Origin of the sequence: Flagellimonas meishanensis, from assembly GCF_019880545.1 — a bacterium.
In the GTDB taxonomy this organism is placed as follows: Bacteria; Bacteroidota; Bacteroidia; order Flavobacteriales; family Flavobacteriaceae; genus Flagellimonas; species Flagellimonas meishanensis.
Genome location: NZ_JAINVW010000003.1, coordinates 1,074,370 through 1,099,814, shown reverse-complemented (window position 1 = coordinate 1,099,814; position 25,445 = coordinate 1,074,370). Strand labels below are relative to the sequence as shown.

Genomic DNA, 25,445 nt, shown 5'->3' with positions numbered 1-25,445 from the left:
TTCACAAAAACCTCTTGCTAAGTCCGATGCCCTTCAGGATTTTCCATTCTTTTTTTAAAAAACAAAAATGCTAATGTGATTCTTCCTTTAAAAAGGATGCAAAGTTCTTCTTGAACCGATTCAATCTTGGAATGGACACATTTTGAATGTAGGAATTATTCGGATTTTTTCGTTCATAGTCCTGGTGATACTCCTCGGCCTTATAAAAAACATCAAACTTTTCAACTTCCGTCACAATGGGACGCCCCTGGTAAACATCCTCAGCCGTTAAGGCGGCAATATAGTCTTCAATAATTTTTTTCTCCTCTTCACTCTTATAGAAAGCAATGGAACGGTATTGGGCACCCTGGTCGGGACCTTGCCTATTTATGGTGGTCGGGTCATGGGATCCAAAGAAGACCTGTACCAATTGTGTGAACGAAATTGCCTTTGGGTCATAGTATACCTCAACCGCTTCGGCGTGGCGGGTCAGACCATAGGCTACTTTTTTATAGGTTGGGTTCTTTTCAGATCCTCCGGAATATCCCGAATATACCTCTTGTACGCCTTTTACACTTTCAAAAATGGCCTCCACACACCAAAAACAGCCACTGGCAAAATAGGCCGTTTCATATTGTTGCAGTTCAGCTTCGGTAAGGGTTTGTTTTTTGGAAACGTCGGACTGTTCCGATTGTACAGCTACCGTTTTTTCAGCTTTGTTTTTTGAAAGACAGCTGGAGGTGGACAAGAAAAGAGTGATTAAGAATAGCGTGTGAACAATTTTCATTGGATGTTTTTTTACTAAGTAGGTATAAGATAGCAACAATTACAGCAACAAAGGTTAAAAAGTGTTAAGTGTTGCACCTTCCATCCAGTGGATAAATATCATCAAAAAGGGAAAATATCGAAACAAATCTGTGAGCTAATTCTTACAAAACTACATTAATTCCCACTTTGCTGAACCGTTCGCTGGCCTTGGCGCATCGATGAAATGCACATCGAATCGGCCTATGGTTTTTCCAGCGGAAAACGTTCATCGACGATAGCGTGCACTTTGCCTTAAAAAAGTTTCTACACCGAAAAAAAATGGACATTGGGCGACATAAATCTAGGGCAGGAAGAGGGCGGGGGTACATTTACAATGTAATTAAAACCCAAATCATGAAAACAATATTCACCTTCATCGCGATCATCTTCTTCGGAACTGCGGCCATGGCCCAGAATGATACCAAAGAGATCAAAGTGGACACCACAACCGCTGGTGTTGAATTGAGTATTGAAATCAAGACCGTTGAAAAGAACGGAGCTGAAGTGGCCAGGTTGTACAAGTTCAAGAATTCCAGAATCAAAAAGGAACTTACTTTTAGAACCAAGAACAACAGTTCCAAATTGGCTTAATCATGATATTGGGAATATTGATTCCGCTAGCCCTATTTTTTAGCCTGGCCTTTGTGATTTCTACCCTGGCCTTTTCGCTTCGAAAAAGAAGAAATTCGGACTAAACCCATTACTAACCCCAATCTCATACTATGGAAACTATTTTAACCCTGGTTGCTTTATCTTGTAGCTCAATTTCAGTTTTTCTTGTTGTACGGTCTTCTTTACGTCCTCTAAAAGTGCTTTCGCGTCGTAAATGATGCCATCTTTGATGGTATAGGAGACACCGCCCACACGCACCACCTCATTGTTTTCGGTCAGTTTGATGGCCCCCGTTCCATAGAGTACCTTTAAGTTTTTCAGGGGATTTTCGGAAACAATCACGAAATCGGCCAATTTCCCGACCGAAACGGTCCCAATTTTATCCGCCATGCCCAACGCTTCGGCCCCGTTCAAGGTGGCTGAGCGGATTACTTCCAAAGGATGGAAGCCCGCTTCGCGAAGCAGTTCCATTTCCCGGATGTAGGCAAAACCATAGAGTTGAAAAATAAATCCCGAATCGGACCCTGTGGTGACCCGCCCACCCCGGTTTTTGTATTCGTTCACAAACGTCATCCAAAGTTTGTAGTTTTCTCTCCAGGCCACTTCCTGTTCCGTGCCCCAATCGTGCCAATAGGAACCATGCGATATTTTACTGGGCTGATAAAAATCCCAAAGGGATGGCAAGGTATAGTCCTCATGCCATTCCGCTCTTCTGGCCCTGTGCAGGTCACGACTGGCCTCATAAATGTTCAATGTCGGGTCTAAAGTGAAATTCAAGCCAATAAGTTCATTCATGACGTTGTTCCAATGTTCGGAATAAGGTTTGGCTGCCTGTTTCCACAATTTCCCGGCTTCCTCAAATCGATGCTGTTCATTTTGATAGTTGTAATCCAGCGGATAGTCCTGAACGGTCCTGTCCTCAAAAAGCGCTTCGGGAAGTCCGTACCAATGTTCCATACTGGTCAGTCCGGCCCTAGCCGAGTGCAAAACATTCCAACGGGCAACATCCAGTTGTGCATGATGACAGGCTGAGCGAAGCCCCAGTTTTTTGTTCTCGTCCAAGGCAGCCGCCATTATTTCTGGGGATGCTCCAAAAAACTTGATGCCATCAGCGCCGCGCTCCGCATTGGCTCGCACCCATTTTCTAGCCTGTTCAGGGGTGCTAATTGGGGCATCGTTCAATGGGTTGAAATCCGAGGTCTTTTGTCCAAAGATGGTATGGGTAAATATTCGGGGGGCAATAATTTCGTTTTTCTGACTTTTCTTTTTAAGGTCCAAAGACCAATCCACCCCTCTTCCTCCGACTTCCCTTACAGTGGTGACGCCATGACCCATCCATAGTTTGAAGACGTAATCAGGTGGGGCACCCTGTGCTTCACCCCCAATGTGGGTGTGCATATCCACAAATCCCGGCAATAGATACATACCGGTACAATCAAGTTCTTTGCCACCGGACTTTAATTTGGGTCTTGTGGATTCATCAATCTTCACACCGGGATATCCCACGACTTGAATGTTGACAATCTTATTGTTCTCCACAACGATATCGACGGGTCCCCGAGGAGGAGCCCCGTTCCCATCAATAAGGGTTACCCCTCGGATTATTAGCTGTGGAAAGGGTCCCTCGCCTAGTTTTTCCTGGCCTTGGGCCAAGAAAAAAAGAAGGAACAACAATACGGAGCATACTTTTTTCATTGTGATCATCATTCTGGAATTTCAACTTTATTGCCCAAAAAGAGGGCGTTCAAAAATAATCGGTTGGTTCCGTACCAGGAACCCCTAAAATTGGGATTGTCCGCAAAGAGTATTACCCTCCCTGAACCCACCTTGCTCACCACCAGTGATGCCGAAGGTTTAAGGTTTTCTTCCATGTTTTTCTTGGTGATAAAACCGTCAATATGGGGGTCGGAGGAATATTTGGCCACGGTGGCATACTCGTTTTTACTTGGGGCCAACCATACCGAATTGTTTTTGTATACTGGAATTGCAGTGTCCCGATACCCAAAAGCCAGGGGATGGGTAATGTCAAGGTCAACTTTGAAGATAGCTCCTCCCAAGCTCTCCTTTCCCAGGTTTTCTGGGGCATCCACATAAGGTTTGCGTTCCACAAGTTCTGTGGAGTCCTTTTCCTTTTTTGTAAGCTTTTCCTTGACCAGTTTTTTGTCCACCGCCCATTTAGAGGCGGTTCCAATGGTGATTAGGGTGTTGCCCTTGCTTACCCAGTCCTTAATTTTGTCAAATTCCTTTTCGGAGAAGTCATAACTGCCTGAAACCATGACCAAGGTATTGTATTTGTCCAGGTTTGCCCAGTCGAAATTTCGCAGAGGGATTTTTGTGATAGGCATATGGACCCGGGTGTCCAACAGATGCCATACTTCACCGGCCTCGTAGGAGTGGACCCCATGTCCGATGAGCATAGCGGCCTTAGGTGCAGTTAACGGCTCCATATATCGGCTACCCAAATCGATGCCCTTTTGGCTATATCCCGAATTGACCGCATACATGGATATCTGAAACTGGTCTTGGGCCTCTTTTAGCAGTGAGAATACGGTTTCCGCATCTTTCTTTTGAAGACTTACAGGCACGACCAACGCACCATAGTTGAATTCTTTGTCACCCGAAGCGGTCTTGATGGTAAACGGTTTAAAAGATGACGACACCACCAGTTTTTTGGTCTGGAGAAAGTTCAAAACTGCCATGGCATTGTAGTCATCATAGTCTATGATATAGGCATACTTTGATTTTTGAAGTGGGCTTGGTTTTACCAAATCGTCCAGGGATGTTACTTTTTCACCGAGATTCAAGGTAGTCACGGGCTGATACTTCATGTTGTAAAAGTTTGCCACTGACCAAGCCGAAGCATCATAATATACGCTGTCGCGATACGTATCGTAGGTCTCGAACATGGTTTGCACCATTCTGTACTGCGGTTGTTGTGTCGGAACCACGAATTTGTCACCGGACTTGTAAACATCAATTTTATGAAGTAACAGTTTATCCAGAAACGCCTTTACCCTATTAGGGTCGTGCGCATCCCCAAATGAATATCCCCTTATCCTGCTTTTAGAGGCATTGCTAAGGGCACTTTTGAAGAAATCTTGCTGGTATTTCCGCATCTGGGCCTTGTTTTCCACGGCGGCTTTTACGGTCGTTATACTGGAAGTATATTGGTTTCTTATGGAAAAGGGAAAAGTAATCTCTCCAAATGCCGTGGTCTGCTTATGGCCCCGAGAGCTTGCCTGTTCAAAGAGCAATCCAAGACCACCCTGTAGATCGGGATAGGAGGAACCATAACCAGGATAGGTGCCGTCAAATACTTCCTTGGTGAAGTAAAACGAGCCGATGCTGTCCAAGGCTTTTGAATAGTATTCACCGAAAAGGTTGTTCAAATCAATATAGTTTTCCTTGGGCATGATGGGGTTCAGAGATCCATTATCCTTCATAGGCTCAAAAAAATAGGAACTCTGGCTTCCCATTTCGTGAAAGTCTGTGACCACGTTGGGGTACCATTGATGGTACCAAGTCAATTTTCCACGGCTTTCGGGATTGATGCCCAGGAGCCAGTCCCGGTTTAGGTCGAACCAATAATGGTTGGTCCTGCCCCTTGGCCAATATTCGTTGTGCTCGGCATCTTGCGGGTCGGCCACCAGCGGATTGCCTTGGTACATATTGGCCCACTGGGTATGGCGGTCGCGTCCGTCGGGGTTTATGGTAGGGTCAACAAAGATGACGGCCTTGTCCAAATAGCTCAGGATTTCTGGGTTATTGGATGCCACAAAAGTGTACGCTGTCAACAATGCGGCCTCTGAACTGGACGGCTCATTGCCGTGAACATTATATGCCAAATTGATAAAGATGGGAACCTCATCGTAATTGGAAGGATTCTGGGAAGGGTCAACAAACCGGAGGTGTTGTTGTTTCAATTGGTCAAGCTTACCGTGGTTCTCCGGGGAGGTCACCGTAAGCATGACCAATTTTCGGCCTTCATGGGTCTTTCCATATTCTTGGATGGTAGCCCTGTCCGAAACCTCGGCAAGTTTGGTCAGATAGGCCACGATCAGGTCGTGCCGCGTGTGATGTTCCCCAATATCATAACCCAAAAATGCTTCTGGGGATGGGACGCTGGTTTCAAAGGGATGGAATTTTTTAAAGAAGTAATCTTGGGCAGAAAGCGAAGTGGCCAAAAAAAGCACTCCGAGCAGTAATTTTTTAAACATTTAGGTGAAGATTATCGTTAATCCTCTAAAGATAGGAAAACGATTTAATCAACCGAATTGAATACTTCGATTACTTCCTCGAACACCATTCTATAATAGGTGCCTTTTCGTTTGTAGTCACGCGTTATGGAACCCCGAAGTTGCCTGGCCAGGTTATAGATTAGTTTTAGTCCCAGGGATTTTGAATTGCCAGAGGTTACATCCTCCGGATAGCCCACACCATTATCACCAAGGTACATTTCGTACCGGTTGTCCAAAAGTTTGCGCAAAGAAATCTCTATTTCACCCTCACTGTCATCCTTAATGCCATATTTTAGGGCATTTGTGATGGTTTCATTGATGATTAGACCCAAGGGGATAACGGTGTCGATACTCAGTTTGTTATCGGGGATATCCAATTTCACCTTTACTTGGTGGGTATTGCCTTTTACGGAGCGGACCAAGTAGTCGCACAATTCCTTCACATAGGGTTTGAGCTCTATTTTGGACAGATAATCATCACGTTTGTAGAGCATCTCATGCACCATGGCCATGGAAACAACCCTGTTTTGGCTACTTTTTATGATACTGCTCATTTTTTCATCATCTATGGTCCTCGATTGCATGCTCAGCAAGCTTGATACGGTCTGCAGGTTGTTCTTTACCCTGTGGTGTACTTCTTTCAGCAGGGTTTCTTTTTCCTGAATCCGCTCTTGGATCTCATTCCTGGACTTGTACAGCTTATGGTGCGCCGCCAATAGATTTCTTCCAAAAACACCGCCCAAGAGGTAAATGGCAAAAATGGCACTCAAAAAGGCAAACCAGTTTTTCGATTCTTCGGGGACCATGTTTTGGGAAATCCTAAAATCTCCCAGTTCATACAAAAACAAGATGGCCAATACCGCCAAATTGATGATGAGATAAAACTGGCCATACACCTGGGTGGTCACGTAGCCTGCAAAAACCACTATGGCCAGAACAAAAACAAAAGGGCTTTGTATTCCTCCGCTGAACAGGACCACCAAAATGGCACCCGTCATGGCCAGAATAGAGGTGATATTGTAGGTGACCAATAGTTTTTTGTGAGACTTATACAATATGGTGTTGAGCAGGTTCAACAAGGCAAACCCAATAAATACAAAGGGTATCACTTCCTTTATATTGAGAAATGAGTAGCATGCGATACCAAATAGAATCGCAAAAAATGAAGAATTATAATTGACCTTAAGTATCAAATCTACCTTGTCTTGTAAACGATATCTGTCCTTGATAGGAATCTTCATTTGCTGCGCTGATATTGTTCTTATACTACAAAAAAGGTTGAAAATAGAGTAGTAAAGTAGCTATTTATGGGGTGTTTCTGCCGTAAATCTAAACTTTGTTTTTGATATAATCAAAAGCGACAGCTATAAAAGCTGTCGCTGTAAGGTTTAGTCCTCTTATGGGTCATTCATCCATCAACACCCATTCTCCCTTTTCAATGAGGGGCTCGGCCTGTTTGTATTTTACGGTCTTGCTTTCCCCGGACATGATGTTCTTTATGGTGACCCTTTCGTTTCGTCCAATTTTTGGCTTCTCACGGGTTATCGTCTCCGTTATCTGTGGTCTTCTGCCCTGGGTTTGTCCCACTGCCCGATTTTGTGCGGCCAGTTCGTCGCTGTTCGGTATTTCTTCCTTGGATGTTCTAAGGTCCTCCTTGGGCCTTCGCACCGTTCTGGCCTCTTGTATTTGAGCGGTGTTTTCAGAAGGAAGTTCCCCTTTGAACAAGAACGATATCACTTCCTTGTTCACTTTGTCTATCATTTCCTTGAAAAGTTCAAAGGCTTCGAACTTGTAGATCAACAAGGGGTCTTTTTGCTCATGAACGGCCAATTGCACGGATTGCTTCAGCTCGTCCATCTTGCGCAAGTGTGTTTTCCATGAATCATCGATGATAGCCAGGGAAATGTTTTTCTCAAAATCAGTGATCAACTGTTTTCCGTCGCTTTTGTAAGCCTTTTCCAGATTGGTGACCACGTTCAGGGTTTTTATGCCATCGGTAAAGGGCACAACGATACGCTCAAACTTGTTCGATTGGTCTTCATACACCTTTTTGATGACCTGGAATGCAATGGTGGCACTGCGTTCCATTTTCTGTCGATAAAAGTCGTAAGCGGCCTTGTACACCTTGTTGGCAATTTCCTGGAAGCTCAGCCTTTTGAAATCCTCCTCATCGATTGGGGAGGTGATGGAGAAATATTTGATGAGCTCAAACTCAAAGTTTTTGTAATCCTCGGCCATCTTGTTGGTCTCTGCGATTACCTCACAGGTGTCATAGATCATGTTGGCGATATCCACCTTTAAGCGTTCTCCCTGCAAAGCGTGCCTTCTCCGCTTGTATACCACTTCGCGCTGTGCGTTCATGACATCGTCATACTCGAGCAGGCGCTTACGGATACCGAAGTTGTTCTCCTCCACTTTTTTCTGGGCACGTTCAATGGATTTGGTCATCATGGAGTGCTGGATCACTTCGCCTTCTTCAAGGCCCATGCGGTCCATCATCTTGGCCACGCGGTCCGAACCGAACAAACGCATAAGATTGTCTTCCAACGAAACATAGAACTGAGAGCTTCCTGGGTCTCCTTGACGTCCAGAACGTCCTCTCAACTGTCGGTCCACCCTTCGGGAATCATGGCGTTCGGTGCCCACAATGGCAAGTCCACCAGCCGTTTTAACCTCATCGGATAGCTTAATGTCCGTTCCACGACCTGCCATGTTCGTTGCAATGGTCACAATCCCGGATTTACCTGCCTCTGCAACAATATCGGCCTCTTTTTTATGGAGTTTGGCGTTCAATACGTTATGCGGAATTTTACGAACGCTCAATAATTTGGATAGCAATTCCGAAATTTCTACCGAGGTGGTACCAATCAAAACAGGTCTTCCTGCGTTGGACAATTCGGTCACTTCTTCAATGATGGCGTTGTACTTTTCCCGTTTGGTCTTGTAGATCAAATCGTTTCGGTCGTCACGGGCAATGGGTCGGTTTGTTGGGATTTCCATAACGTCCAGTTTGTAGATTTCCCAAAACTCCCCGGCTTCGGTTACCGCTGTACCTGTCATCCCGGCCAGTTTGTTGTACATCCTGAAATAATTCTGCAGGGTAATGGTGGCGAAGGTCTGGGTCATGGCCTCGATCTTCACATTTTCCTTTGCCTCAATGGCTTGGTGGAGCCCATCGGAATATCGACGCCCGTCCATAATACGCCCTGTTTGCTCATCGACGATCATTACTTTGTTTTCCATGACTACGTATTCCACATCCTTTTCAAACAGCGTGTAAGCCTTGAGCAATTGGGTCATGGTGTGGATACGTTCACTTTTTATGGCAAAATCCTTAAAAAGGTCTTCTTTGAGCTCTGCCTCTTTTTCTATTTCAAGATTTTGTTCTTCTATCTTGGCAATTTCACTTCCGATATCGGGCATCACAAAGAAATCCTTATCCTGGTCGCCAGAAATATAATCGACCCCCTTATCGGTAAGTTCTATTTGGTTGTTTTTTTCATCGATCACAAAGAGCAGTTCGGCATCTACCTTCGGCATCTCGCGATTGTTGTCCTGCATGTAGAAGTTCTCCGTCTTCTGCAAGAGCTGCTTGACGCCCTCTTCACTCAAAAATTTGATGAGTGCCTTGTTTTTTGGTAGCCCTCTATGCACGCGTAGCAGTAAAAAACCACCTTCCTTGGTATCACCTTCTTTAATGAGCTTTTTGGCCTCGGCCAGGACCCCGGTCAAATATTGACGCTGTTTTTGGACGATGTCGGAAACTTTTGGTTTTAATTCATTGAATTCGTGACGGTCGCCTTCGGGCACGGGGCCAGATATGATCAATGGAGTACGTGCGTCATCGATCAATACCGAATCCACCTCATCCACAATGGCATAGTGATGTGGGCGTTGGACCAAATCCCCTGGGGTGTGTGCCATATTATCGCGCAGGTAATCAAACCCAAATTCGTTATTGGTACCGTAGGTAATATCGGCATTGTATGCATCGCGTCGGCCATCGGAGTTGGGACGATGCTTGTCTATACAGTCCACGGAGAGCCCATGGAACTCAAAAATGGGCGCCATCCAAGCGCTGTCACGTTTAGCAAGATAATCGTTGACGGTTACCAAGTGGGCTCCTTTGCCCGCCAAGGCGTTCAGATAGAGTGGGAGTGTTGCCACCAAGGTTTTACCTTCCCCGGTCTGCATTTCGGCAATTTTGCCTTGGTGCAGTGCAATACCACCGATAAGCTGCACGTCGTAATGCACCATGTCCCAGGTGACCTCTTTGCCCGCTGCGTCCCAAGAATTTTTCCAGATGGCATTGTCTCCTTCCAAAGAAACGTAGTCCTTGCTTCCGGAAAGCAAACGGTCAAATTCTGTGGCCGTAACCGTCAAGGTCTCGTTGGCCGCGAAGCGTTTGGCAGTTTCCTTGATGACCGCAAAGGCCTCAGGAAGCAGATCGTTGAGCGTTTTTTCGGAAATTTTATAGGCTTCCTCGCCCAAACTGTCTATTTCGGCATAGATTTCTTCATTGCGGTCTATGTCGTTGGAATTTTGGACCTCATCGTGCAAGGAGGCAATTTTGTCATTGATTTCCTTACAATCGGCCTCTATTTTTGCTTTGAATGCCACGGTTTTTTGACGCAGCTCGTCATGGGTCAATCCCTCCAGTTGTTGCTCAAAGGATTTTATTTCTTTCACCAAAGGTTCCAGGGCCCTTACGTCTTTCTTCGATTTATCTCCTACAAATACCTTTAGTACGGAATTAATAAAGCTCATGAATTGTTTTTCTTTTGATTTGCAAAAGCTGTTCCATTGTCTGGAGTGATGGTTGAAACTTTTGCCAGGGTGTCAAAATTACATAAAAAAAAGCCTCAAAAGAGACTTTTCAATGGGGTTTGTTTTTCCGAAAGTTAATATTCATCCTCGTTCCAGAGGTAATCTTCCTCAGTGGGGTAATCCGGCCAGATCTCCTCAATGGACTCGTAAATTTCACCACCTTCTTCTTCCATGCTCTGTAGGTTTTCCACAACCTCCAACGGCGCTCCTGTCCGGATAGCGTAATCTATCAGTTCGTCTTTGGTGGCTGGCCACGGTGCGTCACTTAAATATGAGGCTAGTTCTAATGTCCAGTACATAGTAACGGTTTGATTTTAAATTTTTTGCAAAAATAATTTTTAAACCCAATTTGTCAAGTAAAATCGTAAATAATTAAAGATTATTTTGAAACTGACAAAATTCTAACGCTGAAAAAGCGATTTTATTAGTCCAATTTCTCAGGAATCCACTTGACTTCCTTGGCTTTCAAATCCTTTGACAACTTTCGTGCCAATACGAAGAGGTAATCGGAAAGCCTGTTAATATAGGAAAGTAGGGTGTCTGGGACCGGTTCGTCCTCATGTAGGTATGAGATCATGCGTTCTGCCCTGCGACACACGGTTCTGGCAATATGACAGTATGACACAGTGGGATGCCCACCTGGAAGTATAAAATGTGTCATTTCTGGAAGTTCCTCGTTCATTTTGTCCATTTCCTTTTCCAGAAGCACAATGTCTTCATCACTTATTCTTGGAATTTTTAACCTATTGTCCTTTTTGGGTTCCGTGGCAAGGATGGAACCAACCGTGAACAGCTTATTTTGAATCAGTACAATGATATTTTTAGCGTGTTCATCGATTTCTTGGTCCCGTATAAGTCCAAGGAATGAGTTGAGTTCATCGATGGTCCCGTAACTTTCTATTCGGATATGGTGCTTGGGAACCCTTTTCCCCGTGAACAGTGCCGTGGTTCCCTTATCGCCGGTTTTGGTGTAGATTTTCATGGTATTAGTTATCAATAATCAATTTACAATAATCAATTATCAGTTCATATTGGTCTGGGGGGCTATGAAGTTTTATTGTTGATTGAACATTGCTCACTGTTCATTGTCCCGTCTCCGTTTGCCCTCCATGAACCTGCGGGACCTCCTTCGTTTGGTTGCTTTTTTGTTGCGGAAGAGAATGACAAGATAAATCAGTCCCAAAACCACCAGAACGTACCAAATTGTGCTGTCTGTTGATGCGAATTCCATAGTTTAAAATTACCTTTTTAAATCCGAATGGTAAAATGTTGTTTTACCTGTTCTTTTCGGATAAAAATCGCCCCGCAAAAATACATATCCACACTGACGGTAATCTCTGGTAGTGCCACCAACGTTTTCCATTCATCCAGTTTCGCCGTATTTTTATGAATGGAATCGACCAAGATCATGCTATCATTGTGAAGTATTCCTTCATGAAGCAGTTGGCAAAACCCGGATTGGTCCAATCGATTTATTAATAGGATGTCGCAAAGAGCTGCATCAAAATCAATTCCAGGAAATCGGCTTTCAATTTCCTTTTTGGCCATTTCGTGGTTTTCCAGATACACACTCCGCGCCTTAAAATAATCAATGCTGTTCAAAAGGATATTGATGACCCTGTTGTTGGAATACCTCCTCTTGGAATACAGACATTGGGTAACAAAGTTGAACACAAAAGGGGAGTGCACCCCATGGGCGTTGGTGGATTTAATCAGAAATCTTAGGTATGAAATGATCCTGAACCGCATTCTATCCTTCTAAAATGGATGAAAGCTCGAACCAACGTTCTGTTTTTTCCTCAATGGCACCTGTGATTTCCCCGAGCTTGATGGCGAGTTGGTCGATTTCCTCTCCGGTTAGATCTGGATCACCGAACTTTTGCTGTAACGCCTCCTTTTCTTCCTCTAGTTTTTGAATTTCCTTTTCCAGGTTTTTGTGCTCCTTTTGCTCCAGATAGGAAAGCTTTCTGGCATTGTCTTTCTCCTTCCACTGCGTTTTTTGGGTTTTGTCAACACTACTGTCCTTAGTTTCCCGTTCCTCGGCAGCTTTGCTGTTTTCATAAACACGGTAATCGGAGTAGTTTCCAGGAAAGTCATCAATTACGCCATCGCCCTTAAATATAAATAAGTGGTCCACGATTTTGTCCATAAAGTAGCGGTCGTGCGATACCACGATAAGGCATCCCGGAAAATCCAACAAAAAATTCTCAAGCACGTTAAGGGTCACGATGTCCAGATCGTTGGTTGGTTCGTCCAGAATCAAAAAATTGGGGTTTTGGATGAGCACGGTACACAAATAGAGCCGTTTTCGTTCCCCACCACTTAGTTTTTCAACAAAGTCATACTGTTTTTTACGGTCAAAAAGAAAGCGTTCCAACAATTGTTGAGCCGATATCTGTTTTCCTTTTTTCAATGGGATATAATCTCCATACTCGCGGATCACATCTATTACTTTTTGCCCTTCTTTTACATGAATCCCTTTTTGGGTATAGTAACCAAATTTTAGGGTATCGCCAACAACCACTTTACCACCGTCAATGGTCTCGCTTTGAGTGATTATGTTCAAAAAAGTGGATTTTCCGGTGCCATTTTTCCCGATGATACCAACCCGTTCACCTTTGGTGAAGCTATAATCGAACTTGTCCAGTATCAATTTGTCCCCATAGCATTTGGAAACCCTGTGCAACTCCAATATCTTGCTCCCGAGGCGTTCCATGTTCAACTCCAATTGTACTTGGTGCTCTTTTCTACGCTGGTGCGCCCGTTGCTTGATTTCATTGAAATCATCAATCCTGGATTTGGATTTGGTGGTCCGGGCCTTGGGCTGCCTCCTGATCCAATCCAGTTCCTGCTTGTAGAGTAGTTTGGATTTATGTTGTTCCACGGCCTCACGTTCCATACGGGCCTCTTTTTCCTTCAGGTAATAGGAGTAGTTCCCCTTGTAGGTATAAAGCTGGTTGTTGTCCAGTTCGATTATTTCATTGCATACCCGGTCCAAAAAATAACGGTCGTGCGTGACCATGAACAAGGTCATGTTCTCTTTGGTGAAATAAGCTTCCAACCATTCTATCATTTCAAGGTCCAAATGGTTGGTGGGTTCATCCAAGATCAATAGCTCCGGATTTTTTAGCAGTGCATTGGCAAGTGCCAGGCGTTTTTTTTGTCCTCCGGAAAGTGTACCCACCTTCACGCTGAGTTCGGTCAGTTGCAGCTTGAAGAGTATCTGTTTGTATTGGGTCTCAAAATCCCAGGCGTTATGCCTCTCCATGGCTTCAAAGGCCTTTTGATACTTTTCGGCATCATTCGGGTTTTCAACGGCCTTTTCGTAGGCAGCTATTATTTTTAGGACCTCATTGTCGGTGGCAAGTATGGTTTCCTCAATGGTGAGATCTGGATTTAGATCTGGTTCTTGTTCCAGGAAAGCGATCTGTGTGCTTTTTCTCAAGGTCACTTGTCCCGTCTCCGAAATGTCCTTGCCCGACAAGATGTTTAGGATTGAGGTTTTTCCACTGCCGTTTTTGGCAATAAGCGCTATTTTTTGCCCTTTGTTGATTCCAAAGGATATGTGGGAGAAAAGGACAAGCTCGCCATAAGACTTCGATATGTTTTCTGCAGTCAACAGGTTCATACAAAAAGTTTGTTCATGGCGTTAAGGCCGCGCCATTTTTATGCCAAAGGCATATCTGATGCCCAAAGTCAACATGATTGGGATTATGACCGGTGAGAAAACCTGGATCTTCAGCACCCAAAGTAAGATCAAAATCGCAAAAAGTACCAGAAGAAACCAAAAATAGGTGATGCTCCAGGAAGGCAGTTTGGGTTGAAAAATCAAAACAAACCCCACTACCAGATTCAGGGGAAAGGCCCAAAGCAGATTGAAATTATACGGGGTGGAGGTATGGTCCGTGGCCACCCACAGCAGGAACAGGATAGTGCCCACATGACCGGTCAGCAGTAACAAAGAAAAATCCAACCAGCGGCTTCTGGACTTATGCTTGTAGTCGAAATAGGTAATGGTGGCGGTGAAAATCAAAAGCAGAGTAAACCAGAAAAGGGGCGATAGTGGAAAGTAGCTGTTACTGACATGTTCGGCATAGTCCAATACCGTCCGTTCCCTTTGTAACAGCGGTTTTCCATTTTTTGTCGTGTTGCGCATTTGGCTCATGGTGTAGTAGGGAAGAAACATGTGCTCCCTTACCGTCGCTTTGCGATCTACCACTGATCCAAAGGCCACATCTATCCCAAATGCACCCCATGAATTGATATCCAAATGTTGCCGTACCAGTTGCCTAAAGGTGTATCTTTTTTCAAGATGGGAACCATCAAAAACAATGGCATCCCCATAAAGATCTTTTAAAATATCCCCTGTTATGCTGGAACAGTTGTGCCAAAGGGGGTCATAGAGGTAGTCGCGGTTTTGGGGTAGGTAATTGTTTTCAAGATAGGCCAGCATTCCATTTTTTTCCTCCAGGTCCAAATCCAGGATCTGTTCTTTCACCCATCGCCTTTCAAGTTCGTAGTCATATAAAAAAGCATCAAAACTTCTTCTGGATAGCGAATAAACCAATTTTCCCTTCACGAAGTTGAGGTAGAAATTGGGCCGGTTAAAATCAAAAGTACCGTAGTTATAGACCACATCTATGCCCAACACGGGGTCTTGCACCCTAAGGGCAGTATGCCCGAATGAATAATACAATTCATCCCCAGCTGCGCAGGTGAGCAGACTTATCTGGGCCCGGTCCGTAAGCTGTGGCACCTGGGCAAACACCTTTGTTACAAGCAAAAGGAACCCTATAAAAAGAACACTGCGGAGTTTCATTTCAACAATTGTCTGGCAAATATCAAAATAAATATGGCACTGCGGTACATCAAAACGAATCTCTTTGTTTTTTCGCTTATTTTTACGAAAATGTGACCCTATGAAGCAATATGTTCCCAACTTTCTGACCTTACTCAATGTTTTTAGTGGCTGTGTCGCCGTCCTGTTTGCCGTCCTGAACCACCTGGAACTGGCAGCACTTTTTGTTTTTATAGGTATACTTTTTGATTTTTTGGACGGATTGGCTGCGAGAAAGCTTGGCGTGCAAAGCGAGGTTGGTGTGCAATTGGATTCTCTTGCCGATATGATCACAAGTGGTCTTACCCCCGGTATTGTCATGTTTCAATTGTTGGATATGGCACAGCGAGGGGGTTGGAATCTTGGTTTTTTTGGCCATGATACCGAAATGACCTTGCTTCCTTTTTTGGGATTTGTGATAACGATGGCCTCCGCGTACCGGCTGGCCAAGTTCAATGTGGATGAAAACCAAGTGTCGTCATTCAAGGGATTGCCGACCCCTGCCAATGCATTGTTGATTCTTTCCCTGCCACTGATTTTGTTGTATCACAACAATGAGTTTTTGAGCGGCATTATTCTGAACCAATGGTTTTTAGTAGGGCTGACCTTGGTCAGTGCTTACCTCTTGAATTCAAGCATCGACCTTTTTGCACTAAAATTTGACAACTGGAGTTTTAAGGACAATGGGATGCGCTATTTGTTTTTGATAGGAAGTCTGGTTCTGTTGTTGACCCTCAAGTTTTTGGCAATACCTCTGATTATCGTATTTTATATTTTGGCTTCTATGTTGATGCCCAAAAACGGTACAGCCTAAAAGTCCAATTTCTTTTTTCGAAGCTCAAAATTCTGTCCAAGGTACACTTTGCGGACCATTTCATCCACGGCCAATTCCTCGGGAACACCGGCTTTTAAGATTCCTCCCTCAAACATGAGGTACGAACGCTCGGTAATGGCCAAGGTCTCTTGTACATTGTGGTCCGTGATCAGTATACCAATGTTTTTATTTTTCAGTTGCGCCACAATACGTTGGATATCCTCAACAGCGACGGGGTCCACCCCGGCAAAGGGCTCGTCCAAAAGGATAAATTTTGGGTCGGTTGCCAGTGCCCGCGCTATTTCGGTACGTCTGCGCTCCCCGCCCGAGAGCAAATCCCCCCGGTTTTTTCTTATATGGCCCAACCCGAATTCATCGATCAGGGATTCCATTTTCATGTGCTGTTCCTTTTTGCTCAACTTTGTCAATTGCAGCACACTCAAAATGTTGTCCTCAATGCTCAATTTTCTGAAAACCGATGCTTCCTGCGCCAAGTAGCCAATGCCATTTTGTGCCCTTTTGTACATGGGGAAGTCGGTGATCTCCATGTCATCCAAAAAGATTTTGCCCCCATTGGGCTTTATCAAGCCAACAATCATGTAGAATGAAGTGGTCTTGCCCGCTCCATTGGGTCCCAAAAGACCAACGATCTCACCTTGATTTACCTCCAGCGATATGCCTTTGACCACTCTTCGGCCCCTATAGGCCTTTGTTATATTGTCTGCGCGTAGCTTCATACGGATGTGCCAAAACTAAACATATTCTGTTTCTATGGATAGGTCTTTGGGATTTTTTTAAGCTCCATGTTCTTCAAGGGCCTCCCAAAATTCGTAGGCTCTTCGCAAGTGGGGGACTACGATTGTGCCGCCCACCAGGGTGGCAATTCCCAAGGTTTCCATTATCTCTTCCTTGTTTGCACCGGCTTTTCTGGAACTTTCGAGGTGGTATTTTACACAATCATCGCAACGCAGCACGGCGGATGCCACCAATCCGAGCAGTTCTTTGGTCTTTACGTCCAAAGCACCTGCCATATAGGCGTTGGTGTCCAGATTGAAGATGCGCTTGATCAGTTTGTTGTTTTCAGCCAGTAGCTTTTCGTTCATCTTGGAACGATAGGCATTGAATTCTTCTATTTTATTTGGCATTTTTTTTCTCTTTTTTGGCTTCCCTTTTAAGGACTAATTTGGAAATATAGATACTGATCTGATACAGGATTAGGACGGGAACGGCAACCACAATTTGGCTGGCCACATCAGGCGGGGTGATTATCGCAGAGAAGACCAGGACGATCACCAAGGCAATTTTTCTATACTTTTTAAGGATCTCTGGGGTCACAAGTCCCACTTTGGTCATAAAAAATATGATGATGGGCAGTTCAAACATAATCCCACAAGCAATCACCGAGGCCCTTACCGTGGAGATGAACGAGCTGATATCAATTTCGTTGAGCACCTCCTTGCTCACTTGGTAAGTCCCCAAAAAATTGATGGACAAGGGTGCGACCACGTAGTATCCGAAAAGGACTCCCAAAAAGAACAGAAAAGAGGCGGTCAATATAAACCCTCTGGAGTATTTCCGTTCCTTTTCATAAAGCCCAGGGCTTATAAAACGCCATAGTTCCCATAACACGTAGGGGAACGCAATGATGAACCCGGCCCAAATGGATGTCCAGATATGGGCCGAAAACTGCCCTGCCATGGTCCGGTTTTGGATTGTAAACGGCAAGGAGTCACTACAAAATTCTGAATCGATTCCAAAAAAGGTCGCGATCTTGCAGAAGAATCTGTATGTGGGGAAATCCATTTTCTTGGGGCCGAAAATGACGGTATCAAAAATGAAATCCTTGGCAAAAAAAGCCGCACACCCCACAATTACGATGGCCAGTGTGGAGCGTATCAGGTGCCAGCGCAGCTCCTCCAAATGGTCCAAAAAGGACATTTCGTCGGGATTTTTCTTCAATGCCTTTGCCATTACAGGATTCCCTCGTTTATAAGATTATGGATATGGACCACACCGGCATACGAACCATTGTCAAAGGCCAGGAGCTGTGAAATGCCCTGCTGTTGAAGCAAGTTCAACGCTTTTACGGCCAGGGTATCCACCTCCACGGATTTTGGATTGGAGGTCATGATGTCCTTGGCAACAAGATTGCTGATGTTATCGTGCTTGCTGAGCATCCTACGGATATCACCATCGGTGACAATGCCCACTACTTTTCCTTGGTCCATCACCGCCGTGACGCCCAACATTTTTTCTGAAATTTCAACAATTACCTGTTTCACACTAGTATTGATGTCCACTTGCGGTTTCTGGTTGTTGATTACAATATCCGCAACCCTCAAATAGAGTTTTTTGCCCAAGGCGCCCCCAGGATGGTATTTGGCAAAATCGGAACTGCTAAAGCCCCTCAATTCCAAAAGGCAGATGGCCAGCGCATCTCCCAACGCCATTTGGGCCGTGGTACTGGTGGTCGGCGCCAGATTGTTGGGGCAGGCTTCTTTTTCCACGTAGCTGTTCAAAACAAAATCGGCCTGTTTGGCCAAAATCGAGTCCATGTTTCCGGTTACGCCCACCAATTTGTTCTTTCCTATTTTGATTAAGGGAAGCAGTGCCTTTATCTCTGGAGTGTTCCCACTTTTGGAAAGACAGATCACAATATCATCCTCCTGGATGGTGCCGAGGTCTCCATGGATGGCATCCGCGGCGTGCATAAATATGGCAGGTGTCCCGGTTGAATTTAGGGTTGCAACAATTTTAGAAGCAATAATGGCACTTTTTCCCACTCCGGAAACTACCACCCTGCCCTTGGAATCAAAAATGTGCTGCACCGTTTGGGCAAATTGTTCATCAAGTTGTCCAATTAGGTTATAAATGGCCTTGCTTTCCGTCTCAAGGGTCCGTTTTGCAATCGATAAAATGGATTGGATATCGCTCAATGTAATTAACTGATTAGCTAGATTGTATTCCTAAAAGAATATGTTATATTTAAGATTACAAAACTAATCAAACTATCTTTTACAAACCACGAAGAAAGATGGAATACCTTTTGTGTTGGATTGATATTGGAAATTTGAACCTTTCCAGCCTTCTCAGGTTGATATAAATTGAAAATACGGAAATGAGCCTTACGAGTACCGAGTTACATTCCTCCCTAAAAAAATATTTTGGTTTTTCAAAGTTCAAGGGCCTGCAAGAAAAGGTGATACACAACATTCTAGAGGACAAGGATACATTTGTGATCATGCCCACCGGAGGGGGAAAATCATTGTGCTACCAGCTACCGGCCATCATGAAGGAGGGCACTGCCATTGTGGTGTCGCCATTGATAGCCCTGATGAAGAATCAAGTGGATGCCATTCGCGGAATTTCTGAACAAAGAGGCATTGCCCATGTACTTAATTCGTCCTTGACCAAGACCGAGGTGAAACAGGTGAAGGAAGATGTGGTCAACGGACTTACCAAACTGCTGTATGTAGCCCCAGAATCCCTTACGAAAGACGAGAACGTGGAGTTTTTGAAAAATGTTCGGCTATCCTTCGTTGCGGTGGATGAGGCCCACTGCATTTCGGAATGGGGCCATGACTTTAGGCCGGAATACAGAAATCTCAGGGGCATAATAGATCGTTTGGGTGATGATATTCCCATTATAGGCCTTACGGCCACGGCAACACCCAAGGTGCAAGAGGACATTATCAAGAATTTGGGCATGACGGATGCCAAAGTGTTCAAAGCTTCGTTCAACAGGCCCAATTTGTTTTACGAAGTGCGACCCAAGACCCAAAACGTGGACGCGGACATCATCCGATTTGTAAAACAGTATCAGGGAAAATCGGGAATCATTTATTGCCTCAGCAGAAAACGTGTGGAGGAATTGGCACAGGTGCTCCAAGTAAATGGTATCAGTGCCGTTCCCTATCACGCAGGATTCGATGCCAAGACCCGGGCCAGATATCAGGACATGTTCCTTATGGAGGAAGTAAACGTGGTAGTGGCCACCATAGCCTTTGGGATGGGCATAGATAAACCCGATGTCCGTTTTGTAATACATCACGATATCCCCAAGAGCATTGAGAGTTACTACCAGGAAACGGGCCGAGCCGGTCGCGATGGCGGGGAGGGCCATTGCTTGGCCTTTTATTCCTATAAAGATGTGGAGAAACTGGAGAAGTTCATGTCTGGAAAACCTGTAGCGGAGCAAGAAATTGGCAATGCCTTGCTACAGGAAATTGTGGCCTATGCCGAAACATCCATGTCCCGTAGAAAGTTCATACTCCATTATTTTGGGGAGGAATTTGATGCGGTGAACGGCGAAGGCGCTGACATGGATGACAACGCCAGGAATCCTAAGCCCAAAGAAGAGGCAGGGGAGGAAGTGGTAAAACTCCTTCGGGTCGTAAAGGAGACCAATGAAAAATTCAAGACCAAGGAAATAGTCAAAATTTTGGTGGGAAAGGTCAATGCGATGATTTCTTCCCACAAAACGGATGAAAAGGAGTTTTTTGGCATTGGTGCCGAAAGGGACAAAGCCTATTGGATGGCCCTGGCAAGGCAGGTTCTTGTGGCCGGGCTCCTAAAAAAGGAAATAGAAAGGTATGGGATCTTGCACCTGACCCGGGAAGGGGAGGAGTTTCTAAAAGCACCACAATCCTTTCTAATGACAAAGGACCATGTGTATTCCGCGGAGAACGACCAAGCAGAGATCATGGCGGCAAAGTCTAATGGGGCAGTGGCCGATGAAATGCTTCTAAGGTTGCTCAAAGATCTGCGCAAAAAAGAAGCCAAAAAAATGGAAGTGCCACCCTTTGTGGTCTTCCAAGATCCGTCGTTGGAGGATATGGCTTTGAAATACCCCATATCCATTGACGAGTTGGTCAATATACAAGGAGTGGGTGAGGGTAAGGCCAAAAAATATGGCAAACCCTTCGTTGACCTTATTACTACCTATGTGGAAGAAAATGATGTAGTGCGGCCCGATGACCTTGTGGTAAAAAGTACAGGGGCCAATTCTGGACTAAAGCTCTACGTGATCCAAAGTATCGACCGAAAGCTGCCCCTGGACGATATAGCTTCTGCCAAAGGGTTGGAACTTCAGGAACTCATCAAAGAAATGGAACAGATCGTTTTCAGTGGGACCAAATTGAACATTGGTTACTGGATAGATGAAATCCTGGACGAGGACCAGCAAGAGGAAATCCACGAATACTTCTTGGAGGCCGCAACCGATTCCATTTCGGATGCTATAGAAGAATTCGAAGGCGATTATGAAGATGAGGAGCTACGCCTGTACCGTCTCAAATTCATCAGTGAAGTGGCGAACTAGTAATCGCCACTCCATTCACCGGCAGAAATCATGGCTGCGATAAATCCAAAGTAAAGGATAAGCAAAATCAAGGAGATGACCGCCAAGGCCAACCCTATATAGGACAATATCTTGCCCGTTTTCACATTGCTAAAATCGGTGTACCCCTCTGGATTCTGTTCATAGAGTTGTGTAGCGGTCTTCGCTTTGGTCAATCCTATAATGCTAAAAATTGCCCCGAAGGGTCCGCAGCAGAACAAGGTACCAACAATGGACAAGATGCCCATTGTCAGCACGGTTCCAGCGCCTGGTAAAGGTTGTTGGCTCATAGTTTTAATGTTATTGGTATTGTTCCATCATTTCGTTCACTTTCTCCATGTATCCGTCCCATCCACCCATTTGATTGATGGACCACATTGAATAGAAGAAGTAAAGTGCACCCAAGATCATCCCTATGATCGCGACGGTCTTGACCGTTTTCAATGTCTTATAATTGGAATACATATCAGGATTTTCGGCATAGGTCTTTTCATCCTTTTTTACCAGAAAGAAGGCTATTCCCGCTAGAAGAAGTCCCGGGACCCCTCCAAAGCAGCAACAAACAAAGGAAAGAATGGCCAAAACCAAGGCAATGGTAACGTTGGGTAAATTTTTTTGTTCCATAATATAAAGTTTAAGGTATCAATTTTATGATGAAATTTATTAAGATCAAGCCCACACTGGCCACTCCAAGACCAATTATCCAAGGGTTGAGATGTTTGGCACTGAAAATTTTACTGCTTGCCAATAGCAGTACAAAGGGAATCAAGGTGAAAATAGCTGGGTACATTTTGAAAGCTTCCAAAAATTGCCCTTCAAAAAGCAGCAATACCGACCGTTGTAACCCACATCCGGGGCATTCCAGGCCCAACAACTCCTTGTTGAGGCATGGCAACATATAGTCCTTTGCGCTGAGCAGATAAATGGTTGGTTTAAGGTACATGCTTGCTATTACTGCCAAGAAAAATACTATTATTTTTGCTTTCTGATGAACTTTCCTGCAACTTTTTGAACAACGTATATCATGAGCAACATTAAAGTAGGGGATTATGTGGAAGTCCTGGACGAGGCCATTTCGGGAAGGGTTGAGGCTTTGCATGGAAATGAGGTGGTTCTGGTGGGACAGGATGGTTTTCCCCTTAGGTATCCCATTCATGAAGTGGTAAAGGTGGAGGATGGCATTACGGTCAGCAATTTTGAGGTGGCCCAGGTAAAGGAACAAAAAGAACAGCAAAAAAGGGGCAAGGTTCCATCAACAAAGCCTAAACAGAGGAATGCCCCTAAGATGGAAGTGGATTTGCACATTCACCAATTGGTGAAATCTACCAGGGGAATGGGCAAGTTCGACATATTGAACCTTCAACTGGAAACCGCAAAGCGGCAATTGGATTTTGCCATTGACAAACGTATCCAAAAAGTAGTCTTTATTCATGGCGTTGGGGAGGGCATACTTAAGGAAGAACTATATTATCTCTTCAAAAAGTACGATAACCTGGAGTATTACGATGCAGATTATCAAAAATATGGATTAGGGGCAACGGAGGTATATATTTTCCAAAATGCCTAATCGGGAACAGCGGTGGTCACTTCCCCGAACTCATTTATGGAAAGATTGGTGATGCGCTCGCCGGACTCTGTTACAAAGGTCACCCCACTTAAGCTTATGGTGTGCACAAAATTGGTGCTGCCTTCATTGGCTCTGGTCTCTATGATGACAAGGCCGTCCTGGGCCTCAATTTCATCCAAAACAAGAGGGGATACAGGTGGCAGTTCATCACAAAAATAATTGGTACTTACATTGGCATCAAAAATTCGGTAGGTAAGCTTGGACTGTCCCGGAACGGTACTTTCGGTAGTGATGACTTCGCCCACAATGCCCTTGTTGAGGACTCCGCTCTGTAGTTCAAGGATAAGGCTCTCCGAAGCATTCAATTTGAACAGGAGATTGGTGCCCTCCGCCTGGGGAGCGTCACAAAACTGCACCGATGCACTATCAAAATCGATAGTTTCGATTTGAAGGTCGCCATCGCCACAGGACATCGCGAGGCAAAAAATAGGCACTGCTTTTAAAAATTTTACCATGCTCCAAATTTAAAGGAATTCCATTTTAATAGCCTACTCATTCCCGATACTTTAAATGAAATTAACTTAAATCCCCTATTTTTGGTCTTGTGTAAACGATAGCAATTCATGCAAAAAATATATCTCGATAACGCGGCCACCACCCAGGTGAGACCCGAGGTGATTGCCAAGATGCAACAGGCCTTGGCGGAGTTTTACGGAAACCCGTCCTCCACACATAGTTTTGGCCGGTCTGCGAAAACGGCCGTTGAAAAAGCCCGTAAGACCATTGCCAAGACGATGAATGCACAGCCTTCGGAGATTATTTTCACATCGGGAGGCACTGAGGCTGACAATATGATTCTGCGCTGCGCGGTTCGCGACCTTGGGGTACAGACAGTAATTACGTCCAAAGTGGAGCATCATGCCGTTTTGCATACGGCCGAGGAATTGAAAAAAGAATACGGGATTGCGTTGGAGTTTGTGGATTTGGACGAGCATGGGAATCCCAAGCTAAGCCATTTGGAGCCCCTTTTGTCATCAAACGATAGCAATAAGTTGGTGAGTCTGATGCATGTGAACAATGAAATCGGAAACATACTGGACATTGAAGGGATAGGGACGCTTTGTAGGCAATATGGAGCACTTTTCCATTCCGACACGGTACAATCCATCGGGCATTATCCTTGGGACGTGCAGTCCATTCCCATTGATTTTATGACCGCTGCGGCACATAAATTCCATGGTCCGAAGGGAATAGGATTTGCTTTCATCAGAAAAAATGCAGGACTCAAACCATTTATTTTTGGGGGATCTCAGGAACGCGGTTTTAGAGCGGGAACGGAACCCTTCCACAATATTGTGGGCCTTGAGGAAGCCTTTGTCCAGGCCTATGAAAACTTGCAGCAGGAAATGCAATACGTGAAAGACTTGAAACGCTATTTTGTTGAAAATATCAAAAAAGAAATCCCAGAGGTACAATTTAATGGACTATCCGGCGATTTGGACAAAAGCACCTATACGCTGGCCAATGTGCGATTGCCCTTTGACAAACAAAAAGGGCTTATGCTGTTGTTTCATCTCGATTTGAAGGGCATTGCGTGTTCCAAGGGAAGCGCCTGTCAGTCCGGAAGTAATCTGGGGTCGCATGTGTTGACCGAAATTTTGCCTCCCGGAGAGTTGGAAAAACCATCCCTTCGCTTTTCTTTTTCAAAGTACAATACCAAGGAGGAACTGGATTACACTGTGGGCATCCTCAAGGAATTTGCGTTGGGCTGATCAGTTCTTGTTTTTTTTCTTTTTCTCCTTGTCGTAAGGAAATTTTCGGGAAGCCATTTTCATCATTCGGTCTATGAGTTCCGTGGTGTTCTTGCCCGTTTTTTTGGTAATTCCCTTCTCGTATTTCCACAATAACTTCCCTGTGGTGCCATCACTTACCTTGATGCCAATTCGTCCGTAGTCGGCATTACCACCAAAATAATCCAAAAGGCTAAAAGTAGTGGGAACACCCTCTGAAAGCAGGATATTCAAGGTCAGCGTGCCACTTATGATTCCATCTACCTTCAGTATGTCGCACAACTGTTGGGTTGTATAGATGTCCAAATTACCATAGGTTACCCCTTTTTGGGACAATAGGGCATTGGTGTCCTCGATATTCTGGAACTCCACGTTGAACTTTTTCCGTTTCTTCCGCTTGGAAAAATAAGTTTCAAGCGCATTTTGTACAGCAAACCCCTCCCGTTCGGCCAAGTTGGCCAACTCATTGGCATCCACCTCGTTGTCAAGGTCCAAATTGGCAATGAATGGAATTATGGCCAAAACTTCGTGGTCTTCGGAAAGAGCATCAAATCTTCTATGCTCATAAATGTTTTTTTGCGCTGAAACCAGGGCTATGGCAAAAAACATGATAAGAATAAAGATTTTTTTCATCGG

The 25,445-nt window shown here is 44.7% G+C and carries 25 protein-coding genes; 5 read left to right on the top strand and 20 right to left on the bottom strand.

Going from position 1 to position 25,445, the window contains the following annotated elements; genetic code table 11:
- Nucleotides 1-70: 70 nt before the first annotated feature.
- Entirely contained in the window at nucleotides 71-766 is a 696-nt protein-coding gene (gene msrA, locus K7G75_RS12955) for a peptide-methionine (S)-S-oxide reductase MsrA (protein WP_222984660.1), read from the bottom strand.
- Nucleotides 767-1,140: 374 nt separating this feature from the next.
- On the opposite strand from msrA, the gene K7G75_RS12950 reads away from it, so the two are divergent.
- A complete protein-coding gene (locus K7G75_RS12950; RefSeq protein WP_222984659.1) occupies nucleotides 1,141-1,377 on the top strand; it encodes a hypothetical protein in 237 nt (78 codons plus the stop codon).
- Nucleotides 1,378-1,515: 138 nt separating this feature from the next.
- Here K7G75_RS12950 and K7G75_RS12945 read toward each other — a convergent pair whose 3' ends face one another.
- The 10 genes from K7G75_RS12945 to K7G75_RS12900 form a co-directional block, all read right to left on the bottom strand.
- The gene (locus K7G75_RS12945) at nucleotides 1,516-3,093 is read right to left on the bottom strand and encodes an amidohydrolase family protein (protein ID WP_222984658.1); all 1,578 of its coding nucleotides are present in this window, start codon (nucleotides 3,091-3,093) and stop codon (nucleotides 1,516-1,518) included.
- An 8-nt stretch (nucleotides 3,094-3,101) separates the two neighbouring features.
- Nucleotides 3,102-5,615, bottom strand: a complete 2,514-nt coding sequence (locus K7G75_RS12940; protein ID WP_222984657.1) for a M14 family zinc carboxypeptidase — start codon at nucleotides 5,613-5,615, stop codon at nucleotides 3,102-3,104.
- Between the two features lie 44 nt (nucleotides 5,616-5,659).
- Nucleotides 5,660-6,877 (bottom strand): sensor histidine kinase, encoded by a 1,218-nt coding sequence (locus K7G75_RS12935; RefSeq protein ID WP_222984656.1) that lies wholly within the window; start codon nucleotides 6,875-6,877, stop codon nucleotides 5,660-5,662.
- Between the two features lie 163 nt (nucleotides 6,878-7,040).
- A complete protein-coding gene (secA, locus tag K7G75_RS12930) occupies nucleotides 7,041-10,403 on the bottom strand; it encodes a preprotein translocase subunit SecA (RefSeq protein WP_222984655.1) in 3,363 nt (1,120 codons plus the stop codon).
- A 134-nt stretch (nucleotides 10,404-10,537) separates the two neighbouring features.
- Nucleotides 10,538-10,762: a DUF2795 domain-containing protein gene (locus K7G75_RS12925; protein WP_013551418.1), complete on the bottom strand. Its 225-nt coding sequence runs from the start codon at nucleotides 10,760-10,762 to the stop codon at nucleotides 10,538-10,540.
- Nucleotides 10,763-10,887: 125 nt separating this feature from the next.
- Nucleotides 10,888-11,445: a cob(I)yrinic acid a,c-diamide adenosyltransferase gene (locus tag K7G75_RS12920; RefSeq protein ID WP_222984654.1), complete on the bottom strand. Its 558-nt coding sequence runs from the start codon at nucleotides 11,443-11,445 to the stop codon at nucleotides 10,888-10,890.
- 93 nt (nucleotides 11,446-11,538) lie between these two features.
- Complete coding sequence (locus K7G75_RS12915; protein ID WP_222984653.1) at nucleotides 11,539-11,694, bottom strand: hypothetical protein; 156 nt, start codon at nucleotides 11,692-11,694, stop codon at nucleotides 11,539-11,541.
- Nucleotides 11,695-11,711: 17 nt separating this feature from the next.
- Nucleotides 11,712-12,212, bottom strand: coding sequence for a hypothetical protein (locus K7G75_RS12910; RefSeq protein ID WP_222984652.1), 501 nt, complete (start codon nucleotides 12,210-12,212; stop codon nucleotides 11,712-11,714).
- Between the two features lies 1 nt (nucleotide 12,213).
- Nucleotides 12,214-14,091 (bottom strand): ABC-F family ATP-binding cassette domain-containing protein, encoded by a 1,878-nt coding sequence (locus tag K7G75_RS12905; protein ID WP_222984651.1) that lies wholly within the window; start codon nucleotides 14,089-14,091, stop codon nucleotides 12,214-12,216.
- Between the two features lie 21 nt (nucleotides 14,092-14,112).
- Nucleotides 14,113-15,282 carry a lipoprotein N-acyltransferase Lnb domain-containing protein gene (locus tag K7G75_RS12900; RefSeq protein WP_222984650.1) on the bottom strand — a complete coding sequence of 390 codons (1,170 nt, stop codon included), beginning with the start codon at nucleotides 15,280-15,282 and terminating at the stop codon, nucleotides 14,113-14,115.
- Between the two features lie 100 nt (nucleotides 15,283-15,382).
- On the opposite strand from K7G75_RS12900, the gene K7G75_RS12895 reads away from it, so the two are divergent.
- Entirely contained in the window at nucleotides 15,383-16,114 is a 732-nt protein-coding gene (locus tag K7G75_RS12895; protein WP_222984649.1) for a CDP-alcohol phosphatidyltransferase family protein, read from the top strand.
- On the opposite strand, the gene lptB is transcribed toward K7G75_RS12895, so the two are convergent.
- The 4 genes from lptB to K7G75_RS12875 are packed head-to-tail and all read right to left on the bottom strand — an operon-like array spanning nucleotide 16,111 to nucleotide 19,050.
- Nucleotides 16,111-16,851, bottom strand: a complete 741-nt coding sequence (gene lptB, locus K7G75_RS12890) for an LPS export ABC transporter ATP-binding protein (protein ID WP_222984648.1) — start codon at nucleotides 16,849-16,851, stop codon at nucleotides 16,111-16,113. The two genes, K7G75_RS12895 and lptB, sit on opposite strands and share 4 nt — an antisense overlap.
- A 57-nt stretch (nucleotides 16,852-16,908) precedes the next feature.
- On the bottom strand, nucleotides 16,909-17,259 hold the full coding sequence (locus K7G75_RS12885; RefSeq protein ID WP_222984647.1) for a carboxymuconolactone decarboxylase family protein: 351 nt from the start codon (nucleotides 17,257-17,259) through the stop codon (nucleotides 16,909-16,911).
- The gene (gene tatC / locus K7G75_RS12880) at nucleotides 17,249-18,085 is read right to left on the bottom strand and encodes a twin-arginine translocase subunit TatC (RefSeq protein WP_222984646.1); all 837 of its coding nucleotides are present in this window, start codon (nucleotides 18,083-18,085) and stop codon (nucleotides 17,249-17,251) included. Before tatC ends, K7G75_RS12885 begins: the two co-directional genes overlap by 11 nt.
- Nucleotides 18,085-19,050 (bottom strand): KpsF/GutQ family sugar-phosphate isomerase, encoded by a 966-nt coding sequence (locus K7G75_RS12875; protein ID WP_222984645.1) that lies wholly within the window; start codon nucleotides 19,048-19,050, stop codon nucleotides 18,085-18,087. Before K7G75_RS12875 ends, tatC begins: the two co-directional genes overlap by 1 nt.
- 182 nt (nucleotides 19,051-19,232) lie before the next feature.
- Between K7G75_RS12875 and K7G75_RS12870 the strand changes: the two genes are divergently transcribed.
- The gene (locus K7G75_RS12870; RefSeq protein WP_222984644.1) at nucleotides 19,233-21,434 is read left to right on the top strand and encodes an ATP-dependent DNA helicase RecQ; all 2,202 of its coding nucleotides are present in this window, start codon (nucleotides 19,233-19,235) and stop codon (nucleotides 21,432-21,434) included.
- Here K7G75_RS12870 and K7G75_RS12865 read toward each other — a convergent pair.
- Genes K7G75_RS12865 through K7G75_RS12855 form a run of 3 tightly spaced genes read right to left on the bottom strand, consistent with a single transcriptional unit; the run spans nucleotide 21,431 to nucleotide 22,413 of the window.
- The gene (locus tag K7G75_RS12865) at nucleotides 21,431-21,742 is read right to left on the bottom strand and encodes a CCC motif membrane protein (protein WP_222984643.1); all 312 of its coding nucleotides are present in this window, start codon (nucleotides 21,740-21,742) and stop codon (nucleotides 21,431-21,433) included. The two genes, K7G75_RS12870 and K7G75_RS12865, sit on opposite strands and share 4 nt — an antisense overlap.
- Nucleotides 21,743-21,752: 10 nt before the next feature.
- The gene (locus K7G75_RS12860) at nucleotides 21,753-22,076 is read right to left on the bottom strand and encodes a CCC motif membrane protein (RefSeq protein WP_222984642.1); all 324 of its coding nucleotides are present in this window, start codon (nucleotides 22,074-22,076) and stop codon (nucleotides 21,753-21,755) included.
- A 10-nt stretch (nucleotides 22,077-22,086) separates the two neighbouring features.
- Nucleotides 22,087-22,413 carry a DUF2752 domain-containing protein gene (locus tag K7G75_RS12855; protein WP_262420347.1) on the bottom strand — a complete coding sequence of 109 codons (327 nt, stop codon included), beginning with the start codon at nucleotides 22,411-22,413 and terminating at the stop codon, nucleotides 22,087-22,089.
- A 63-nt stretch (nucleotides 22,414-22,476) separates the two neighbouring features.
- Here K7G75_RS12855 and K7G75_RS12850 point away from each other — a divergent pair, with 63 nt between their 5' ends.
- Entirely contained in the window at nucleotides 22,477-23,019 is a 543-nt protein-coding gene (locus K7G75_RS12850; protein ID WP_222984641.1) for a Smr/MutS family protein, read from the top strand.
- Here the strand turns inward: K7G75_RS12850 and K7G75_RS12845 are convergent.
- Nucleotides 23,016-23,534 carry a hypothetical protein gene (locus K7G75_RS12845; RefSeq protein ID WP_222984640.1) on the bottom strand — a complete coding sequence of 173 codons (519 nt, stop codon included), beginning with the start codon at nucleotides 23,532-23,534 and terminating at the stop codon, nucleotides 23,016-23,018. The genes K7G75_RS12850 and K7G75_RS12845 overlap by 4 nt on opposite strands.
- Nucleotides 23,535-23,642: 108 nt before the next feature.
- Here K7G75_RS12845 and K7G75_RS12840 point away from each other — a divergent pair, with 108 nt between their 5' ends.
- Nucleotides 23,643-24,791 carry a cysteine desulfurase family protein gene (locus K7G75_RS12840; protein WP_222984639.1) on the top strand — a complete coding sequence of 383 codons (1,149 nt, stop codon included), beginning with the start codon at nucleotides 23,643-23,645 and terminating at the stop codon, nucleotides 24,789-24,791.
- On the opposite strand, the gene K7G75_RS12835 is transcribed toward K7G75_RS12840, so the two are convergent.
- Nucleotides 24,792-25,442 carry a hypothetical protein gene (locus tag K7G75_RS12835; RefSeq protein WP_222984638.1) on the bottom strand — a complete coding sequence of 217 codons (651 nt, stop codon included), beginning with the start codon at nucleotides 25,440-25,442 and terminating at the stop codon, nucleotides 24,792-24,794. It abuts the gene before it with no gap.
- Nucleotides 25,443-25,445 lie beyond the last annotated feature (3 nt).